This is a genomic window from Streptomyces sp. NPDC056144 (genome assembly GCF_042264145.1).
In the GTDB taxonomy this organism is placed as follows: Bacteria; Actinomycetota; Actinomycetes; order Streptomycetales; family Streptomycetaceae; genus Streptomyces.
In genome coordinates this window covers 624,950-639,832 of the sequence record NZ_JBHJVF010000003.1, presented here as the reverse complement: position 1 = coordinate 639,832, position 14,883 = coordinate 624,950, and the positions used below count along the sequence as shown (strand labels likewise).

The window sequence follows — 14,883 nt, the reverse complement described above, 5'->3', positions numbered from 1 at the left end:
TGGGTGGGACACCTCAGCCTAATCGGTCGGCAGACGCTTTCAACAGCCCCGCCCCTCGCCAACTTCGGATTCAGTGGAGCCGGAGGTCCTTAACAACGAATTACATCGCTCCGGGCTTGCCAGAACGACGAGTCTCGGTGCACAGTGAGGTGTGGCCAGTCGAAGCACAGACTCCAGAACCGGAACCGGTTCGTCCCCGACGATCGATGCCGTCTCCCTGGCAATCATCGAACAGCTCCAGCAGGACGGTCGCCGCCCCTACGCGGCGATCGGCAAGGCCGTCGGCCTCTCCGAGGCCGCCGTCCGCCAGCGCGTACAGAAGCTGCTCGACCAGGGCGTCATGCAGATCGTCGCCGTCACCGACCCGCTCACCGTGGGTTTCCGGCGCCAGGCGATGGTCGGCATCAACGTCGAGGGTGACCTCGATCCGGTTGCGGAGGCGCTGACGGCCATGGCCGAATGCGAGTACGTGGTGATGACCGCGGGCTCCTTCGACCTGATGGTGGAGATCGTCTGCGAGGACGACGACCACCTCCTGGATGTGATCAACAAGCGCATCCGCACCCTCCCCGGGGTGCGCTCCACCGAGAGCTTCGTCTACCTGAAGCTCAAGAAGCAGACCTATATGTGGGGAACCCGATAGCCGTGAGCCAGGACCTGTCCAAGACCGCCTACGACCACCTGTGGATGCACTTCACCCGCATGTCGTCGTACGAGAACAACCCCGTCCCCACCATCGTCCGCGGTGAGGGCACCTACATCTTCGACGACAAGGGCAAGCGCTACCTCGACGGCCTCGCCGGCCTGTTCGTGGTCAACGCCGGTCACGGCCGCAAGGAGCTCGCCGAGGTCGCGTACAAGCAGGCCCAGGAGCTCGCGTTCTTCCCCGTGTGGTCGTACGCGCACCCCAAGGCCGTCGAGCTGGCCGAGCGCCTCGCCGACTACGCCCCGGGCGACCTGAACAAGGTCTTCTTCACCACCGGTGGCGGCGAGGCCGTCGAGACCGCGTGGAAGCTCGCCAAGCAGTACTTCAAGCTGCAGGGCAAGCACACCAAGTACAAGGTCATCTCGCGTGCGGTCGCCTACCACGGCACCCCGCAGGGCGCCCTGTCCATCACGGGTCTGCCGGCCCTGAAGGCCCCCTTCGAGCCGCTGGTCCCCGGCGCGCACAAGGTGCCGAACACCAACATCTACCGCGCCCCGATCCACGGCGACGACCCCGAGGCCTTCGGCCGCTGGGCCGCCGACCAGATCGAGCAGCAGATCCTCTTCGAGGGCCCCGAGACCGTCGCGGCCGTCTTCCTCGAGCCCGTGCAGAACGCCGGTGGCTGCTTCCCGCCGCCGCCCGGCTACTTCCAGCGCGTCCGCGAGATCTGCGACCAGTACGACGTGCTGCTCGTCTCCGACGAGACGATCTGCGCCTTCGGCCGCCTCGGCACGATGTTCGCCTGTGACAAGTTCGGCTACGTGCCGGACATGATCACCTGCGCCAAGGGCATGACCTCGGGCTACTCCCCGATCGGTGCCTGCATCGTCTCGGACCGCATCGCCGAGCCGTTCTACAAGGGTGACAACACCTTCCTGCACGGCTACACCTTCGGTGGCCACCCGGTCTCCTCGGCCGTCGCCATCGCCAACCTCGACATCTTCGACAAGGAAGGCCTCAACCAGCACGTGCTGGACAACGAGGGCGCCTTCTTCTCGACGCTGTCGAAGCTGCACGACCTCCCGATCGTCGGCGACGTCCGCGGCAACGGCTTCTTCTACGGCATCGAGCTCGTCAAGGACAAGGTCACCAAGGAGTCCTTCAACGACGAAGAGGTCGAGCGCGTCCTGTACGGCTACCTCTCCAAGGCGCTGTACGAGAACGGCCTGTACTGCCGCGCCGACGACCGTGGCGACCCGGTCATCCAGCTGGCCCCGCCGCTGATCGCCGACCAGGGCACCTTCGACGAGATCGAGGGCATCCTGCGCAACGTGCTCACCGAGGCCTGGACCAAGCTCTAAAGGTCCCGCGGACCCTGTGCGGAAGGGTCCACCAGCATCACGCCGCCCTCACGGCGTGACCCCCGCGGCCCGGGCGTGCCGCCATCCGAGTGGATGGCGGCGCCCCGGGCCGTGTGCTGTTTCTACAAGCGGATCTGAATCCTTACCGTGCCGAGTGACCCACAGGCCGGTCCCCTCGTTCCCCCGTACGGGGGACGACGGGGGGAATACACATCAGATCCGACTTCGAGGTGTACGCGATGGCCCCACCGGACAACGACGTGCTCTGGGCGCGTTCCCTGCACTGCGCCCTCGACGGTTCGGACGCCCTCAGCGGCGTCTCCCTCGGCGTCCGCGAAGGCGAGATCCTCGCCCTCGTCGGCCCGCGCGGCAGCGGCAAGACCACCCTCATGCGCTGCCTGTCCGGCCAGCTCGTCGCCCAGCAGGGCGAGATCTGGTTCAACAGCAGCCCCGTGCACACCCTCGGCCCCGCCCAGCGCGAACGGCTCCGCCGCGAACGCTTCGGCTGGATCGCCCCCGAGCCCGGCCTCGTACCCGAACTGAACGGCTGGGAGAACACCGCCCTCCCCCTGCTGCTCCGGGGCGTCTCCCACCGGGCCGCGAGGACCGCCGCGACCGAGTGGCTGGAGCGCCTCGACATCGGCGCCTGCGCCCGCAAGCGCCCGCACGCCCTCACCCAGGCGCAGCGCCAGCGGATCGCCATCGCCCGCGCCCTCGTCACCACCCCCTCGGTGCTCTTCGCCGACGAACCCACCGCCTCGCTGCACCGGGCCGACGGGGCACAGGTGCTGCGCACCCTCACCGCCGCCGCCCGCTCGCACGGCATCACCGTGCTCCTCGCCACCCACGACCCCGAGGTCGCGGCGCTCGCCGACCGCACGGTCGCCCTCCTCGACGGACGCCGGGTCGGCACCGTACCCCCGGCGTCAGGGGCGGAGGGCGTCGCCGCGTGCTCGCTCTCCGTCTAGCCCGCGGGTCCCACCCGCTCGTCCAGACCCGGCGGCTCCTCGTCGCCGCCGCGGCCGCGGGCGTGGGCTTCCTGCTGCTCTGCACCCTCGGATACGCCGTCGGGCACCCGGCCCAGTCCTCGGCCTCGGTCCTGCGCCTGCTCTGGTGCGTCCTGCCGCTCGCCGCCACCGTCCAGTTCGCCGTCGCCGTCGCCCGGACCGACCCCAGCACCCGGCCGCGCACCGGCCTCTCCGCCGTCGGCCTCGGACCCGTCCGGCTCACCGCCGTCGCCGCCGCCTCGACGGCCGTGGCCTGCACGCTCGGCTCGACGGTCGCCCTCCTCGTCTATCTGCACCTGCGCGGGGACATCACCGGCCTGCCCTTCGACGGGGCGGCGGCCGACCTGCTCGCCGCCGACCAGCCGATGCCGCTCGCCGCCGCCCTCACCCTCCTCGCGATCCTCCCCGTCGTCGCCGCCACCGCCGCCGGGCTCGCCCTGCGCCCGCGCTCCGCGCCCACCGCGCCCGAGGGCGCCGAGAAGCCCGTGCCGACCGGCCTCCCCTGGGGTGTCGCGCTCATCGCGATCGGTCTCGCCGTCGAGATGTACGCGGGACGCGGCGGCGGCGAGGACGGCCTGCCGCTGCCGGGGAACTTCGACGGCAGCCCGGCGGGCGTCCTGGCCGGCTGGGTCCTCACCGCCCTCGGCCTCGCGCTCGCCGGCCCCGGCATCACGTACGGCTGCGGACGGCTGCTCCAGGCGGTCCGCCCCGGCGCCGTCCGGCTCCTCGCGGGCCGTGTCCTCATGGACGACTCCCGCCGCATCGGCCGCCCGCTCGGCGTGGTCAGCGCGGTCCTCTCCGGCACGCTCGCCGCGGCGGCGCTCTACTCGGCGGGCACGGAACCCGGCGCGTTCGGACCGCTCACCGCCCTCGGCGCGAGCCTCGTCGTGGCCTGCACCACCGCCACGCTCCTCACCGCCGCCCTCGACTCCCGGCAGTACCGCGCCCACACCACCGAGGCGCTCCGCCGCCTCGGCGCCCCGCCCGCCGTCCTGCGCACCACCGCGCTGGTCCGCGCGGGCGCCCTCCTCGCCGTCTTCCTGCCGTTGACCTGGCTCGTCGCCGAGCTGGCGGCCCTGCCCCTGACCGGCTGAGCACCGCCCCGATCCGCCACGAGGGGCCGCTGTCGGAGGCGGCCCCTATCGTGGGGGCCATGGCGACGCTCCCCCCGGCCCACCGCCCGCCCGGTCCGCGCGGGCACGGACGCGAGATCCACACGCTCGACGAGTTCGACGCGGCCGTGGCCCGGCCCGGCGCGCTCGCCGGGCTCCGCCTCCAGTCGATCGACCTGACGGGCCGGACCTTCGCCCTGCTCTCGGTCTCCACCGCCGAGGCCGTCTTCCTGGGCTGCCCCATGGAGCCGGAGGCCGCGGCGAAAGTCGGCGCCGACGGGGCCCTCGTCTTCCCGCCCGTCCCCGACCTGCCGTTCGACCCGTACCGCTCCGCGCTCTACGCGCCCGAGGAGCTCTACGGCGGTATATCCGGCCCGGCGGGGTACGCGGCGACGCCCGACGCCCTCGCGTACGACTGGTTCGGCCGGACCAGGGCCGACGGCGACATCCTCGCCTCGATGCTCCGCTCGGTCCACGACGACGCCGTCTCCGACGCCCTCGACGAACTCCTCGCCGGCGAGCGCGTCGTCGGCGTGATGGGCGGACACGCGATGGGCCGGGGCACGGAGGCGTACGCGGGCGCGGCGCGGCTCGGCAGGACCCTGGCCCGCTCGGGCCTCACCGTGGCGACCGGCGGCGGCCCCGGCGCGATGGAGGCCGCCAACCTCGGCGCGTACCTGGCCCCCTTCGAGGACGAGACCCTGCCGAAGGCCCTCGCGCTCCTCTCCGAGACCCCGTCCTTCGCCCCCTCGGTCACCGACTGGGCCCGCGCGGCCTTCGACGTACGGTCGAGGTGGCCGCACGGCGGGGACTCGGTCGGCATCCCCACCTGGTTCTACGGCCACGAGCCGCCGAACGCCTTCGCCGGCCACATCGCCAAGTACTTCGCCAACGCCACACGCGAGGACGGTCTCCTCGCCCGCTCCACCGCCGGCGTGGTCTTCCTGCCCGGCGCGGCCGGCACGGTCCAGGAGATCTTCGACAACGCGACCCCGAACTACTACGAGTCCCGGGGCGCCCCGACCCCGATGGTCCTGGTCGACCGCGCCCACTGGACCACCCGCCTCCCGGCCTGGCCCCTCCTGGAGACCCTCGCCGCCGGCCGTCCGATGGCCGCGAGGATCACCCTGGTCGACTCGATCGACGAGGCCCCGGCTGCCCTGGAGCGGCTCTCCGCCGCCTAGGACTCCTTCTTCCAGAACAGGTGATGAGTCACCCGGCCGCCCGGGCTGGGCACGACGTCGCGGTGGTACCGGTCGAGGAGCTCCTCGGGCGACTCCCAGAGCCGCGACCCGGCGCCGAGCCTCAACGGCGAGACGGCGACGTGCAGGGTGTCGACGAGACCGGCGTCGAGGAACTCCCGGACGGTCGCCGCCCCGCCGCCGAGCCGGACGTCCTTGCCGTCGGCCGCCTCGCGGGCCATCTCCAGGACCGTCGCCGGATCGGCGTCGACGAAGTGGAACGTGGTGTCGGAGAGCGTGAACGAGGGCCTCGGGTGGTGGGTGAGGACGAAGACCGGCGTGTGGAACGGCGGCTCGTCGCCCCACCAGCCCCGCCACTCGTGGTCCCGCCAGGGCCCGCGCTGCGGGCCGAACTTGTTGCGGCCCATGATCTCGGCGCCGATGTTCCGCGCGAAGTCCCGCGTCAGGTAGTCGTCGAGCCCCCGGCTGCCCCCGGGATCGGTCCGCATGGGCCAGCTCGCCGTGGCACCGGCCCAGGAGAACATCTCCCCCGGATCCGCGTGCCCGAACGGCCGCTCCAGGCTCTGCCCCTCACCGGCGCCGAACCCGTCGGACGAGACGTTGAAGTTCTGGACCCTCAGCAGCTGTCCCACGACTTTCCTCCGGCACAGTCGACAGAAACGACGGACACAGGAGAAGACTCTTCCGCCGGAGGGAACTCATCGCATCCGCTAGGCGGCGTCCTGCCCGTCAGCCCCCAGGACCACGACGTCCTCCGCCCGGAACTCCACGCCCACCTCGGCGCCCTCCTCCGGCGCCTCCCGCAGCGGCAGCTCCGCCTCCAGGGGCGGGCCGTCGCCCCGGCGGAGCCGTACCAGGACATGGCTGCCCCGGAAGGTGCGCGACGCGACCGTCCAGCCGCCGTCCGCCGTGAGCCGCACGCCCCCGGGCCGTACGAGCAGCCGTCGCTCGCCCCGCGGCGAGCCCTCCGGCACCGGCACCGGCCCCCAGGCGGTCTCGGCGACCGTGCCGTCCACCCGTGCCGCCACCACGTTCTCGAAGCCGAGGAAGCGCGCCACGAACTCCGAGGCCGGCCGCGACCACACCTCGACGGGCGCGCCCGACTGGGCGATCCGCCCGTCCCGCATGACGACGACCCGGTCGGCGAGCGCGAAGGCCTCGCCCTGGTCGTGGGTGACGGCGAGGACCGTCGTCCCGAGCCGCCCGAAGAGCTGCCGCAGCTCGACGACGAGCCGCTCCCGCAGCCCCCGGTCGAGCTGCCCGAGCGGCTCGTCCAGCATCAGCAGCCGGGGCCGCGGCGCGAGCGCCCTGGCCAGCGCCACCCGCTGCTGTTCGCCGCCGGAGAGCGTGGCGACGGAGCGCTTCTCCGCCCCCGGCAGCCCGACGAGGTCGAGAAGCTCCCGTACGCGCTCCGCCCGCTCGGCCCGGTCGGCGCCGCGCATCCGGGGCCCGAAGGCGATGTTCCCGCCGACGTCCTTCTGCGGGAACAGCTGGTGGTCCTGGAACATCAGTCCGACACCCCGCTTGTGCGTCGGCACCCCCGCCTGGTCGGCCCCGCCGAGCAGCACCCGGCCGCCGTCGAGGCCCTGGAGCCCGGCGACCACCCGCAGCAGCGTGGACTTGCCGCTGCCGCTCGGGCCGAGGACGCACACGGTCTCGTGCTCGGCGACCTCCAGGCCGACGGCGTCGAGCGCGGCCCGCTCCCCGAACCGTACGGTCGCGTTCTCGATCGACAGCATCAGAACTCCCCGGAGGTCCGGTCGGTGCGCAGCCGTTCGAGCAGCAGCAGGGACACCGCGCACACCACCATCAGAATCGTCGACAGGGCCATGGCCTGTCCGTAGTTGAGCTCGCCGGGCCGCCCGAGGAGCCGGGCCACCGCGACCGGCAGCGTCGGGGCGTCCGGCCGGGCGATGAAGACGGTCGCGCCGAACTCTCCGAGCGAGACGGCGAAGGCGAACCCGGCGGCGATGAGCAGCGCCCGCCGCACCATCGGCAGGTCCACCTCCCGCCAGCCCCGCCACGGCGAGGCACCGAGCACGGCCGCCGCCTCCCGCAGTCGCTCGTCCACCGCCCTGAGCACCGGCAGCATCGTCCGTACGACGAAGGGCACGCCGACCAGGGCCTGCGCGAGCGGTACGAGGATCCAGCTGGCCCGCAGGTCGAAGGGCGGCTCGTCGAGGGTGATGAGGAAGCCGAAGCCGACGGTGACCGCCGACACCCCGAGCGGCAGCATGAGCAGCGCGTCGAAGCCGCGCACGAGCCGCCCGGCCCGCCGGGTGAGCGCCGCCGCCGCGAGCCCGCCGATCAGCACGGCGATGGCCGTCGCGGCGCCCGCGTACCGCAGCGAGTTCCCGATGGCTTCGAGCGGCGGTACGAGGAAGGTCCCGGAGTCGTCGATCTCGCCGAGCGCCCGGTAGTACCGCAGGCCGTACCCGTCGGGTCCCGCGAAGGACCGCTCGACGAGCACACCGAGCGGCAGCAGGATCAGCAGCGCCACCGAGACGAGGACGCCGCCGAGCAGCGCCCACTGCCCGGCGCCGCGCGGCCGGCGCGCGGTCCGCTCGGGCGGTACGAGCCGCAGCGCGGTCTCCCGTCTCCGTACCGTCCGGGCGTGCACGGCGAGGATCGCGCCGACGGCCGCGAACTGGACGAGGGTGAGGACGGCGGCCGTGCGCAGGTCGAGCAGCCGGGCCGTCTGCCGGTAGATCTCGGCCTCCAGGGTGGAGTACTGGTCCCCGCCGAGGATCTGGACGACGCCGAAGGAGGTGAAGGTGAAGAGGAAGACCATCAGGGCCGCCGCCGACACGGCCGGCCCGAGCGCGGGCAGGGTCACCGTCCGCCAGGCCGTCCAGCGGGAGGCGCCGAGGACCCGGGCGGCCTCCTCCTGGCGCGGGTCGAGCTGCGACCAGAGGCCGCCGACGGTCCGGACGACGACCGCGTAGTTGAAGAAGACGTGGGCGAGGAGGATCGCCCACACGCTCGTGTCGAGCCGCAGGCCCCACAGCTGGTCCGTCAGCCCGTTCCGGCCGACGAGCGCGAGGAACGCCGTACCGACGAGCACCGTCGGCAGTACGAACGGGACGGTGACGACGGCCCGCAGCACGCCCTTGCCGGGGAAGTCGAAGCGCGCGAAGACGTACGCCCCCGGCAGCGCGACCAGCAGCGTCAGGGCGGTGGAGGCGAGCGCCTGCCACACCGTGAAGCCGAGCACGTCCAGGATGTCGGGCCGGGTCAGGGTCTCCCCGATCCGGCCGAGGTCCCAGGAGCCGTCGGGCCTGAGGCCCCGGTCGACGATCGACACGACCGGCCAGGCGAAGAAGACGGCGAAGAACGCGACGGGCAGGGCCATCAGCCCCAGCCGCGCCGCGCTCCCCTTCGGGCGAGGTGCCGGGCGGGAGGTCACTTCAGGACGAGCGACGACCACTGCTGGATCCACGCGTCACGGTTGGCCGCGATCTTGTCGGGCGCCATGGTCTCCGGCTTGTCGACGACCACGCCGTGCTTCGTGAAGAGCTCCGGCAGCGCCGCGTCCTTCGCGACCGGGTTGACGAACATCTGGAGCGGCATGTCCTCCTGGAACTTCTTCGAGATCAGGAAGTCGATCAGCGCCTTGCCGCCCTCGGGGTTCTTCGCCCCGTTCAGCAGGCCCGCGAACTCGGTCTGCCGGAAGCAGGTGCCGGTGGAGACGCCGGTCGGCGCCACCTTCGGCTGCGGCTCGCCGTAGAGCACCTCGACCGGCGGGCTGGAGGCGTAGGAGACGACGAGCGGCCGGTCGCCCTTGGCCTGCTTGCCGCCGGCCGAACCGGAGAACTCCTGGTTGTAGGCGAGCTCCCAGCTGTCCACGGTCTTCACGCCGTTGGCCTTGAGCTTCTTCCAGTAGTCCTGCCAGCCCTCGTCGCCGTACTTCGCGGCCGTGCCGAGGAGGAAGCCGAGGCCCGGGGAGGACCGCTCGGGGTTCTCGACGACGAGTAGGTCCTTGTACGCCGGCTTCGCGAGGTCGTCGAAGGTCACCGGCGGCGCGAGCTTCTTGTCGGCGAAGTACTTCTTGTCGTAGTTGACGCAGATGTCACCGGAGTCGACGGGCGTGACCCGGTGCTCCTTGTCGAGCAGGTACGCCTCCGGGACCCGGTCCAGGCCCTTCGCCTCGTACGGGACGAAGATCCCGTTGTCGAGGGCGCGGGAGAGCAGGGTGTTGTCGACGCCGAAGAAGACGTCGCCCTGCGGGGAGCCCTTGGTCAGGATCTCCTTGTTGACCGCCTCGCCCGCGTCACCGGCCTTGAGCACCTTGACGGTGAAGCCGGTCTGCTTCGTGAAGTCCGCCAGGACCTCCTTGGAGGCGGCGAACGAGTCGTGGGTCACGAGGGTGACGTTCTTCGGCGCGGGCGCTCCGGACTTGCCGGCCGCGTCCTTCTTCGTGCCGGAGTCGGAGTCGCCACCGCACGCGGCGAGGGTGGTGACGCCGAGCGCCGCGACGAGCGCGACGGCGGCGGCCTTCTTGATGCTCACTGGATTGTCCTCCTGGGTATGACCAGGAAGAGACGCGGCCCTGCCCGCGTCCGGAGGAGACCGGACGCGGGCAGGGCGCAACAGCTTGAGTAAACGACCGAACTTCCTACCCCGAATGACCGGGGCAAGGTTCAGAGGGTCTGCGGTCTACGGTTACCGCACTCTCAGCGCTGTGGCGCTCCCCTGTCGGAATATGAAGATGTGTGCGAGCACAGAGTACAAGCTCAGCGCTCGGCGGCCGCCAGCTGTCCACAGGCACCGTCGATCTCCTGACCTCGGGTGTCGCGGACGGTCACCGGCACGCCGTGGCGCGCGATGGCGTCGACGAAGGCCTTCTCGTCCTCGGGGCGGGAGGCCGTCCACTTCGAGCCGGGCGTCGGGTTGAGCGGGATGAGGTTGACGTGCACCCGCTTGCCCTTGAGGAGGCGGCCGAGGAGGTCGCCGCGCCAGGCCTGGTCGTTGATGTCGCGGATGAGCGCGTACTCGATGGAGATCCGGCGGCCGGACTTCTCCGCGTACTCCCAGGCGGCGTCGAGGACCTCGCGGACCTTCCAGCGCGTGTTGACGGGCACGAGGGTGTCGCGCAGCTCGTCGTCCGGGGCGTGCAGCGAGACGGCGAGACGGCACTTGAAGCCCTCGTCGGCGAAGCGCAGCATCGCGGGCACGAGGCCGACGGTGGAGACCGTGATGCCGCGCTGGGAGAGGCCGAGGCCGTCGGGCTCGGGGTCGGTGAGACGGCGGATGGCGCCGACGACCCGCTTGTAGTTGGCGAGCGGCTCGCCCATGCCCATGAAGACGATGTTGGAGAGCCGCGCGGGACCGCCCGGGACCTCGCCGTCGCGCAGGGCTCGCATGCCGTCGACGATCTGGTGCACGATCTCGGCGGTCGACAGGTTCCGGTCGAGGCCGGCCTGCCCGGTCGCGCAGAACGGGCAGTTCATGCCGCAGCCGGCCTGCGAGGAGATGCACATGGTCACCCGGTCCGGGTAGCGCATGAGCACCGACTCGACGAGCGTGCCGTCGTGCAGCCGCCACAGCGTCTTGCGGGTGGTGTCGTCGTCGCACGAGATGTGCCGCACGACGGACATGAGGTCGGGCAGCAGCTCCCCGGCCAGCTTCTCCCGCGAGGCGGCCGGGATGTCCGTCCACTCGGCGGGGTCGTGGGCGTACCGCGCGAAGTAGTGCGTGGACAGCTGCTTGGCGCGGAACGGCTTCTCGCCGATCGCGGCGACGGCTTCCTTGCGCTCGGCGGGCGTGAGGTCGGCGAGGTGCCGCGGCGGCTTCTTGGCTCCGCGGGGGGCGACGAAAGTGAGTTCTCCGGGCACAGGACGGGCCACGATGGGGTGTCTCCTCAGACGGCACGAGGTCTGGCATCCCCGCGGCGGGCGGGGAGCACGGCACCACGATGCCGGAGCCAGGAGACCTCACTGGACCATCCCCGCGGTGGCGGGGACGAACGAAGGGCCCGCGGCGCACGCGCCACGAGCCCTTCCAGAGTACCCGCTGTCCGTCAAGTCGTGCCGACGAACAGCGCGAGCAGCAGCCACACCACCGGCGCCGTCGGCAGCAGCGAGTCCAAGCGGTCCATGATGCCGCCGTGGCCCGGCAGCAGCGTGCCCATGTCCTTGATGCCGAGGTCGCGCTTGATCATCGACTCGCCGAGGTCGCCGAGCGTCGCGCTCGCCGCCACGGCAAGGCCGAGGAGCAGGCCCTGCCACCAGACCCCGCCGTCGATCAGGAACTCCATGCACAGCGCGCCCGCGGCCATCGCGAAGGCGACCGCGCCGAGGAGACCCTCCCGGGTCTTCCCGGGGCTGATCCTCGGGGCCAGCTTGTGCTTGCCGAAGCGCCAGCCCACCGCGTACGCCCCGGTGTCGCTGACGACGGTGAGGATCAGGAAGGTCAGCACCCGCCACGCGCCGTCGTCCGCGGTCAGGAGCATCGCCACGAAGGTCGCCAGGAACGGCACGTAGAACGCGGCGAACACGCCCGCAGTGACGTCCTTCAGGTAGCCCTCGGGAGGCTCCGTCATGCGCCAGACGAGCACCGCGAGCGCGGTGAGCGCCATCGCCACCCAGGCGCCCTCGGGGCCCCGGACGTATCCGGCGACGACCATCGCCGCGCCGCCGACCGCGAGCGGCACCAGCGGGGCCTTGATGGCCTTGCGCTCCTGGAGGCGGGAGGTGAGCTCCCACAGACCGACGACGACCGCGACCGCTATCACGCCGACGAACGCCGGCTTCCAGATGAACAGCGACGCGACGATGACGGCGCCGAGTCCGACACCGACCCCTATGGCCGCGCCCAGGTCACGACCCGCGCTCTTCTTCTGCCGGGGCGCCGGCGGCGCGGGCGGGGAAGGCGGGGCGGGGCTGGGCATGGGCTCCTGCGGGTGCTCGTGCGGCGTGTCGTCACGGAACAGGGGACCGCTCGGGTGAGCGGCCCCCCGGCCGTGACCGTCCTGGAATCCGCCGGAGGGAACGTCGGGCACGATGGGCATGGGCCGAGTCTGCGCCGCCTGATGCCGATCGTGTGCGGGACCCGCCGGGGCGGGCCCCTGGTCGGGTCCCCCGCGGCCGGTACCGGCCGCGGGCCCCCAGGAAGAGTCGTTCATCAGACCTCGAGGAGCTCGGCTTCCTTGTGCTTGAGCAGCTCGTCGACCTGGGCGACGTGCTTCGCCGTGAGGTCGTCCAGCTCCTTCTCGGCGCGGCGCACCTCGTCCTCGCCCGCTTCCTTGTCCTTGACGAGCTTGTCGAGGGCGTCCTTGGCCTTGCGGCGCACGGCGCGGATGGAGACCTTGGAGTCCTCGGCCTTGGTCCGGGCGACCTTGATGTAGTCGCGGCGGCGCTCCTCGGTCAGCTCGGGGAAGTTCACCCGGATGATGCTGCCGTCGTTGCTGGGGTTCACGCCCAGGTCCGAGTCGCGGATGGCCTGCTCGATGTTGCGCAGCGCGCTCTTGTCGAACGGCGTGACCACGGCCATGCGCGGCTCCGGCACGGAGAACGACGCGAGCTGGTTGATGGGGGTGATGGCGCCGTAGTACTCGGCCACGATCTTGTTGAACATCGCCGGGTGCGCACGGCCGGTGCGGATCGCGGCGAAGTCCTCCTTGGCGACCACGACGGCCTTCTCCATCTTCTCCTCGGCCTCGAGGAGGGTCTCTTCGATCACCACATGCTCCTGCGTGTCGTCGCGTTGTGTCCTGCACGGTGGGTACGACCGGCAGGGCTCTGTCCATCCCCTCGCGGGGCGGTTCCCGGTTCGGGTGTCAGGCCCGGGTGCCCTGGTCGCTCACGAGCGTGCCGATCTTCTCACCCTTCACCGCGCGAGCGATATTGCCCTCGGTGAGCAGTTCGAAGACGAGGATCGGGAGGTTGTTGTCCCGGCACAGGGTGATGGCGGTGGCGTCGGCGACCTTGAGGTCGCGGGAGATCACCTCGCCGTACTCGAGGGCGTCGAACTTGACCGCGTCGGGGTTGGCCTTCGGGTCGGAGTCGTAGACGCCGTCCACGCCGTTCTTGCCCATGAGGAGCGCCTCGGCGTCGATCTCCAGGGCGCGCTGGGCGGCGGTGGTGTCGGTGGAGAAGTACGGCATGCCCATGCCCGCACCGAAGATGACCACGCGGCCCTTCTCCAGGTGGCGCACGGCGCGCAGCGGGATGTACGGCTCGGCGACCTGGCCCATGGTGATGGCGGTCTGGACGCGGGAGTCGATGCCTTCCTTCTCCAGGAAGTCCTGGAGGGCGAGGCAGTTCATCACGGTGCCGAGCATGCCCATGTAGTCGGAGCGGGCCCGGTCCATGCCGCGCTGCTGGAGTTCGGCGCCGCGGAAGAAGTTGCCGCCGCCGATCACCACCGCGATCTCCGCGCCGTCGCGGACGACCGCCGCGATCTCACGCGCGATGGCGTGCACGACGTTCGGGTCGACGCCCAGGCCGGTGCCGCCGGAGAAAGCCTCTCCGGACAGCTTCAGCATGAAGCGGCCGACCTTTTTGCCGTTGTTGTCGTCGCCCTGTACGGCGCCCTGGTTCATGGAGATCTCCTCGTGCACATACGAAGGAGGCCATTGCCTTGGGTACTCGCGGTATCCCGTGCGGCAATGGCCTCCTCGTCAGATCTGCGGTCGTCCTGCGCGGGCGCGGACGACTGCCTCAGACCCTACCGGGGTCCGGCGTCCGTCGCGTTCGCGGACGGACTCAGATGCCGACCTTGATGCGGGTGAAGCGCTTCAGGGTGACACCGGCCTCGTCCAGGATCTGCTGGACGGACTTCTTGTTGTCAAGGGCGTACGGCTGACCGAGCAGCGTGGCGTCCTTGAAGAAGCCGTTCACGCGACCCTCGACGATCTTCGGGAGCGCGGCCTCGGGCTTGCCCTCGGCGCGGGTGGTCTCCTCGGCGACGCGACGCTCGGTCTCGACGACCTCGGCCGGGACGTCCTCACGGGTGAGGTACTTCGGCGCGAAGGCGGCGATGTGCTGCGCGACACCCTTGGCGACGTCGGCGTCGGCCTTGTCGAACTCGACGAGGACACCGATCTGCGGGGGCAGGTCGGGCATCGTGCGGTGCATGTACGCGAAGACCGAGCCGTCGGCGTACTGCGCGAAGCGGTCGAGGACGATCTTCTCGCCGAGGTTGGCGTTGGCCTCGTCGACGAACGCCTGGACGGTCTTGCCGGCCTCGATCTCGGAGGCGAGCAGCGCGTCGAGGTCGGCCGGGGAGGTCGCGGCGACGTGCGCGGCGAGCTGGTTGGCGACGGCCTGGAACTTCTCGCTCTTGGCGACGAAGTCCGTCTCGCACTTCAGCTCGACGAGGACACCGGAGGTGTTGTCGTCGGCGATGAGGGAGACCACGGCGCCGTTCTCGGCGGAACGGCCCTCGCGCTTGGCGACGCCCTTCATGCCCTTGATGCGCAGGGCCTCGACGGCCTTGTCGACGTTGCCGTCGGCCTCGTCCAGGGCCTTCTTGCAGTCCATCATGCCGGCGCCGGTGAGCTCGCGGAGCTTCTTGACGTCAGCGGCGGTGTAGTTCGCCATGAGTCTGTTTCTC

General features: G+C 71.4%; 14 protein-coding genes and 1 riboswitch. Of the genes, 5 read left to right on the top strand and 9 right to left on the bottom strand.

Annotated elements, in window-relative coordinates:
- Positions 1 to 151: 151 nt before the first annotated feature.
- The 5 genes from ACFC0Z_RS13770 to ACFC0Z_RS13750 all read left to right on the top strand — a co-directional run bounded on the left by ACFC0Z_RS13770 (position 152) and on the right by ACFC0Z_RS13750 (position 5,310).
- Positions 152 to 643, top strand: a complete 492-nt coding sequence (locus ACFC0Z_RS13770) for an Lrp/AsnC family transcriptional regulator (protein WP_376436435.1) — start codon at positions 152 to 154, stop codon at positions 641 to 643.
- Positions 628 to 2,007 carry an aspartate aminotransferase family protein gene (locus ACFC0Z_RS13765; protein WP_376436432.1) on the top strand — a complete coding sequence of 460 codons (1,380 nt, stop codon included), beginning with the start codon at positions 628 to 630 and terminating at the stop codon, positions 2,005 to 2,007. Before ACFC0Z_RS13770 ends, ACFC0Z_RS13765 begins: the two co-directional genes overlap by 16 nt.
- Positions 2,008 to 2,246: 239 nt before the next feature.
- Positions 2,247 to 2,975 (top strand): ABC transporter ATP-binding protein, encoded by a 729-nt coding sequence (locus ACFC0Z_RS13760; protein WP_376436429.1) that lies wholly within the window; start codon positions 2,247 to 2,249, stop codon positions 2,973 to 2,975.
- Positions 2,957 to 4,108: a hypothetical protein gene (locus ACFC0Z_RS13755; RefSeq protein ID WP_376436428.1), complete on the top strand. Its 1,152-nt coding sequence runs from the start codon at positions 2,957 to 2,959 to the stop codon at positions 4,106 to 4,108. Before ACFC0Z_RS13760 ends, ACFC0Z_RS13755 begins: the two co-directional genes overlap by 19 nt.
- Before the next feature lie 59 nt (positions 4,109 to 4,167).
- Complete coding sequence (locus tag ACFC0Z_RS13750) at positions 4,168 to 5,310, top strand: LOG family protein (RefSeq protein WP_376436425.1); 1,143 nt, start codon at positions 4,168 to 4,170, stop codon at positions 5,308 to 5,310.
- On the opposite strand, the gene ACFC0Z_RS13745 is transcribed toward ACFC0Z_RS13750, so the two are convergent.
- From ACFC0Z_RS13745 to tsf, 9 genes are all read right to left on the bottom strand, one after another.
- Positions 5,307 to 5,960, bottom strand: a complete 654-nt coding sequence (locus tag ACFC0Z_RS13745) for a dihydrofolate reductase family protein (RefSeq protein WP_376436423.1) — start codon at positions 5,958 to 5,960, stop codon at positions 5,307 to 5,309. The two genes, ACFC0Z_RS13750 and ACFC0Z_RS13745, sit on opposite strands and share 4 nt — an antisense overlap.
- 78 nt (positions 5,961 to 6,038) lie before the next feature.
- Positions 6,039 to 7,067 carry an ABC transporter ATP-binding protein gene (locus ACFC0Z_RS13740; RefSeq protein WP_376436420.1) on the bottom strand — a complete coding sequence of 343 codons (1,029 nt, stop codon included), beginning with the start codon at positions 7,065 to 7,067 and terminating at the stop codon, positions 6,039 to 6,041.
- Positions 7,067 to 8,680, bottom strand: coding sequence for an ABC transporter permease (locus ACFC0Z_RS13735; RefSeq protein WP_376436417.1), 1,614 nt, complete (start codon positions 8,678 to 8,680; stop codon positions 7,067 to 7,069). Before ACFC0Z_RS13735 ends, ACFC0Z_RS13740 begins: the two co-directional genes overlap by 1 nt.
- Before the next feature lie 50 nt (positions 8,681 to 8,730).
- On the bottom strand, positions 8,731 to 9,837 hold the full coding sequence (locus ACFC0Z_RS13730; protein WP_376436414.1) for a thiamine ABC transporter substrate binding subunit: 1,107 nt from the start codon (positions 9,835 to 9,837) through the stop codon (positions 8,731 to 8,733).
- A gap of 85 nt (positions 9,838 to 9,922) precedes the next feature.
- Positions 9,923 to 10,032, bottom strand: a riboswitch (TPP riboswitch).
- Between the two features lie 29 nt (positions 10,033 to 10,061).
- Complete coding sequence (gene rlmN, locus ACFC0Z_RS13725) at positions 10,062 to 11,174, bottom strand: 23S rRNA (adenine(2503)-C(2))-methyltransferase RlmN (protein ID WP_376436411.1); 1,113 nt, start codon at positions 11,172 to 11,174, stop codon at positions 10,062 to 10,064.
- A 173-nt stretch (positions 11,175 to 11,347) separates the two neighbouring features.
- On the bottom strand, positions 11,348 to 12,451 hold the full coding sequence (locus ACFC0Z_RS13720) for a phosphatidate cytidylyltransferase (RefSeq protein WP_376436408.1): 1,104 nt from the start codon (positions 12,449 to 12,451) through the stop codon (positions 11,348 to 11,350).
- Positions 12,451 to 13,008: a ribosome recycling factor gene (gene frr / locus ACFC0Z_RS13715; RefSeq protein WP_360807950.1), complete on the bottom strand. Its 558-nt coding sequence runs from the start codon at positions 13,006 to 13,008 to the stop codon at positions 12,451 to 12,453. Before frr ends, ACFC0Z_RS13720 begins: the two co-directional genes overlap by 1 nt.
- Before the next feature lie 97 nt (positions 13,009 to 13,105).
- A complete protein-coding gene (gene pyrH / locus ACFC0Z_RS13710) occupies positions 13,106 to 13,870 on the bottom strand; it encodes a UMP kinase (protein WP_376436405.1) in 765 nt (254 codons plus the stop codon).
- Positions 13,871 to 14,033: 163 nt separating this feature from the next.
- The gene (gene tsf, locus ACFC0Z_RS13705; RefSeq protein WP_376436402.1) at positions 14,034 to 14,870 is read right to left on the bottom strand and encodes a translation elongation factor Ts; all 837 of its coding nucleotides are present in this window, start codon (positions 14,868 to 14,870) and stop codon (positions 14,034 to 14,036) included.
- Between the last annotated feature and the right edge of the window lie 13 nt (positions 14,871 to 14,883).

Excerpts from the sequence above, each read along its gene's own strand:
- ACFC0Z_RS13760 (WP_376436429.1), top strand. The coding sequence starts at position 2,247 with ATGGCCCCACCGGACAACGACGTGCTCTGGGCGCGTTCCCTGCACTGC.
- ACFC0Z_RS13750 (WP_376436425.1), top strand. The coding sequence starts at position 4,168 with ATGGCGACGCTCCCCCCGGCCCACCGCCCGCCCGGTCCGCGCGGGCAC.
- ACFC0Z_RS13740 (WP_376436420.1), bottom strand. The coding sequence starts at position 7,067 with ATGCTGTCGATCGAGAACGCGACCGTACGGTTCGGGGAGCGGGCCGCG.
- ACFC0Z_RS13735 (WP_376436417.1), bottom strand. The coding sequence starts at position 8,680 with ATGGCCCTGCCCGTCGCGTTCTTCGCCGTCTTCTTCGCCTGGCCGGTC.
- ACFC0Z_RS13720 (WP_376436408.1), bottom strand. The coding sequence starts at position 12,451 with ATGAACGACTCTTCCTGGGGGCCCGCGGCCGGTACCGGCCGCGGGGGA.
- pyrH (WP_376436405.1), bottom strand. The coding sequence starts at position 13,870 with ATGAACCAGGGCGCCGTACAGGGCGACGACAACAACGGCAAAAAGGTC.
- tsf (WP_376436402.1), bottom strand. The coding sequence starts at position 14,870 with ATGGCGAACTACACCGCCGCTGACGTCAAGAAGCTCCGCGAGCTCACC.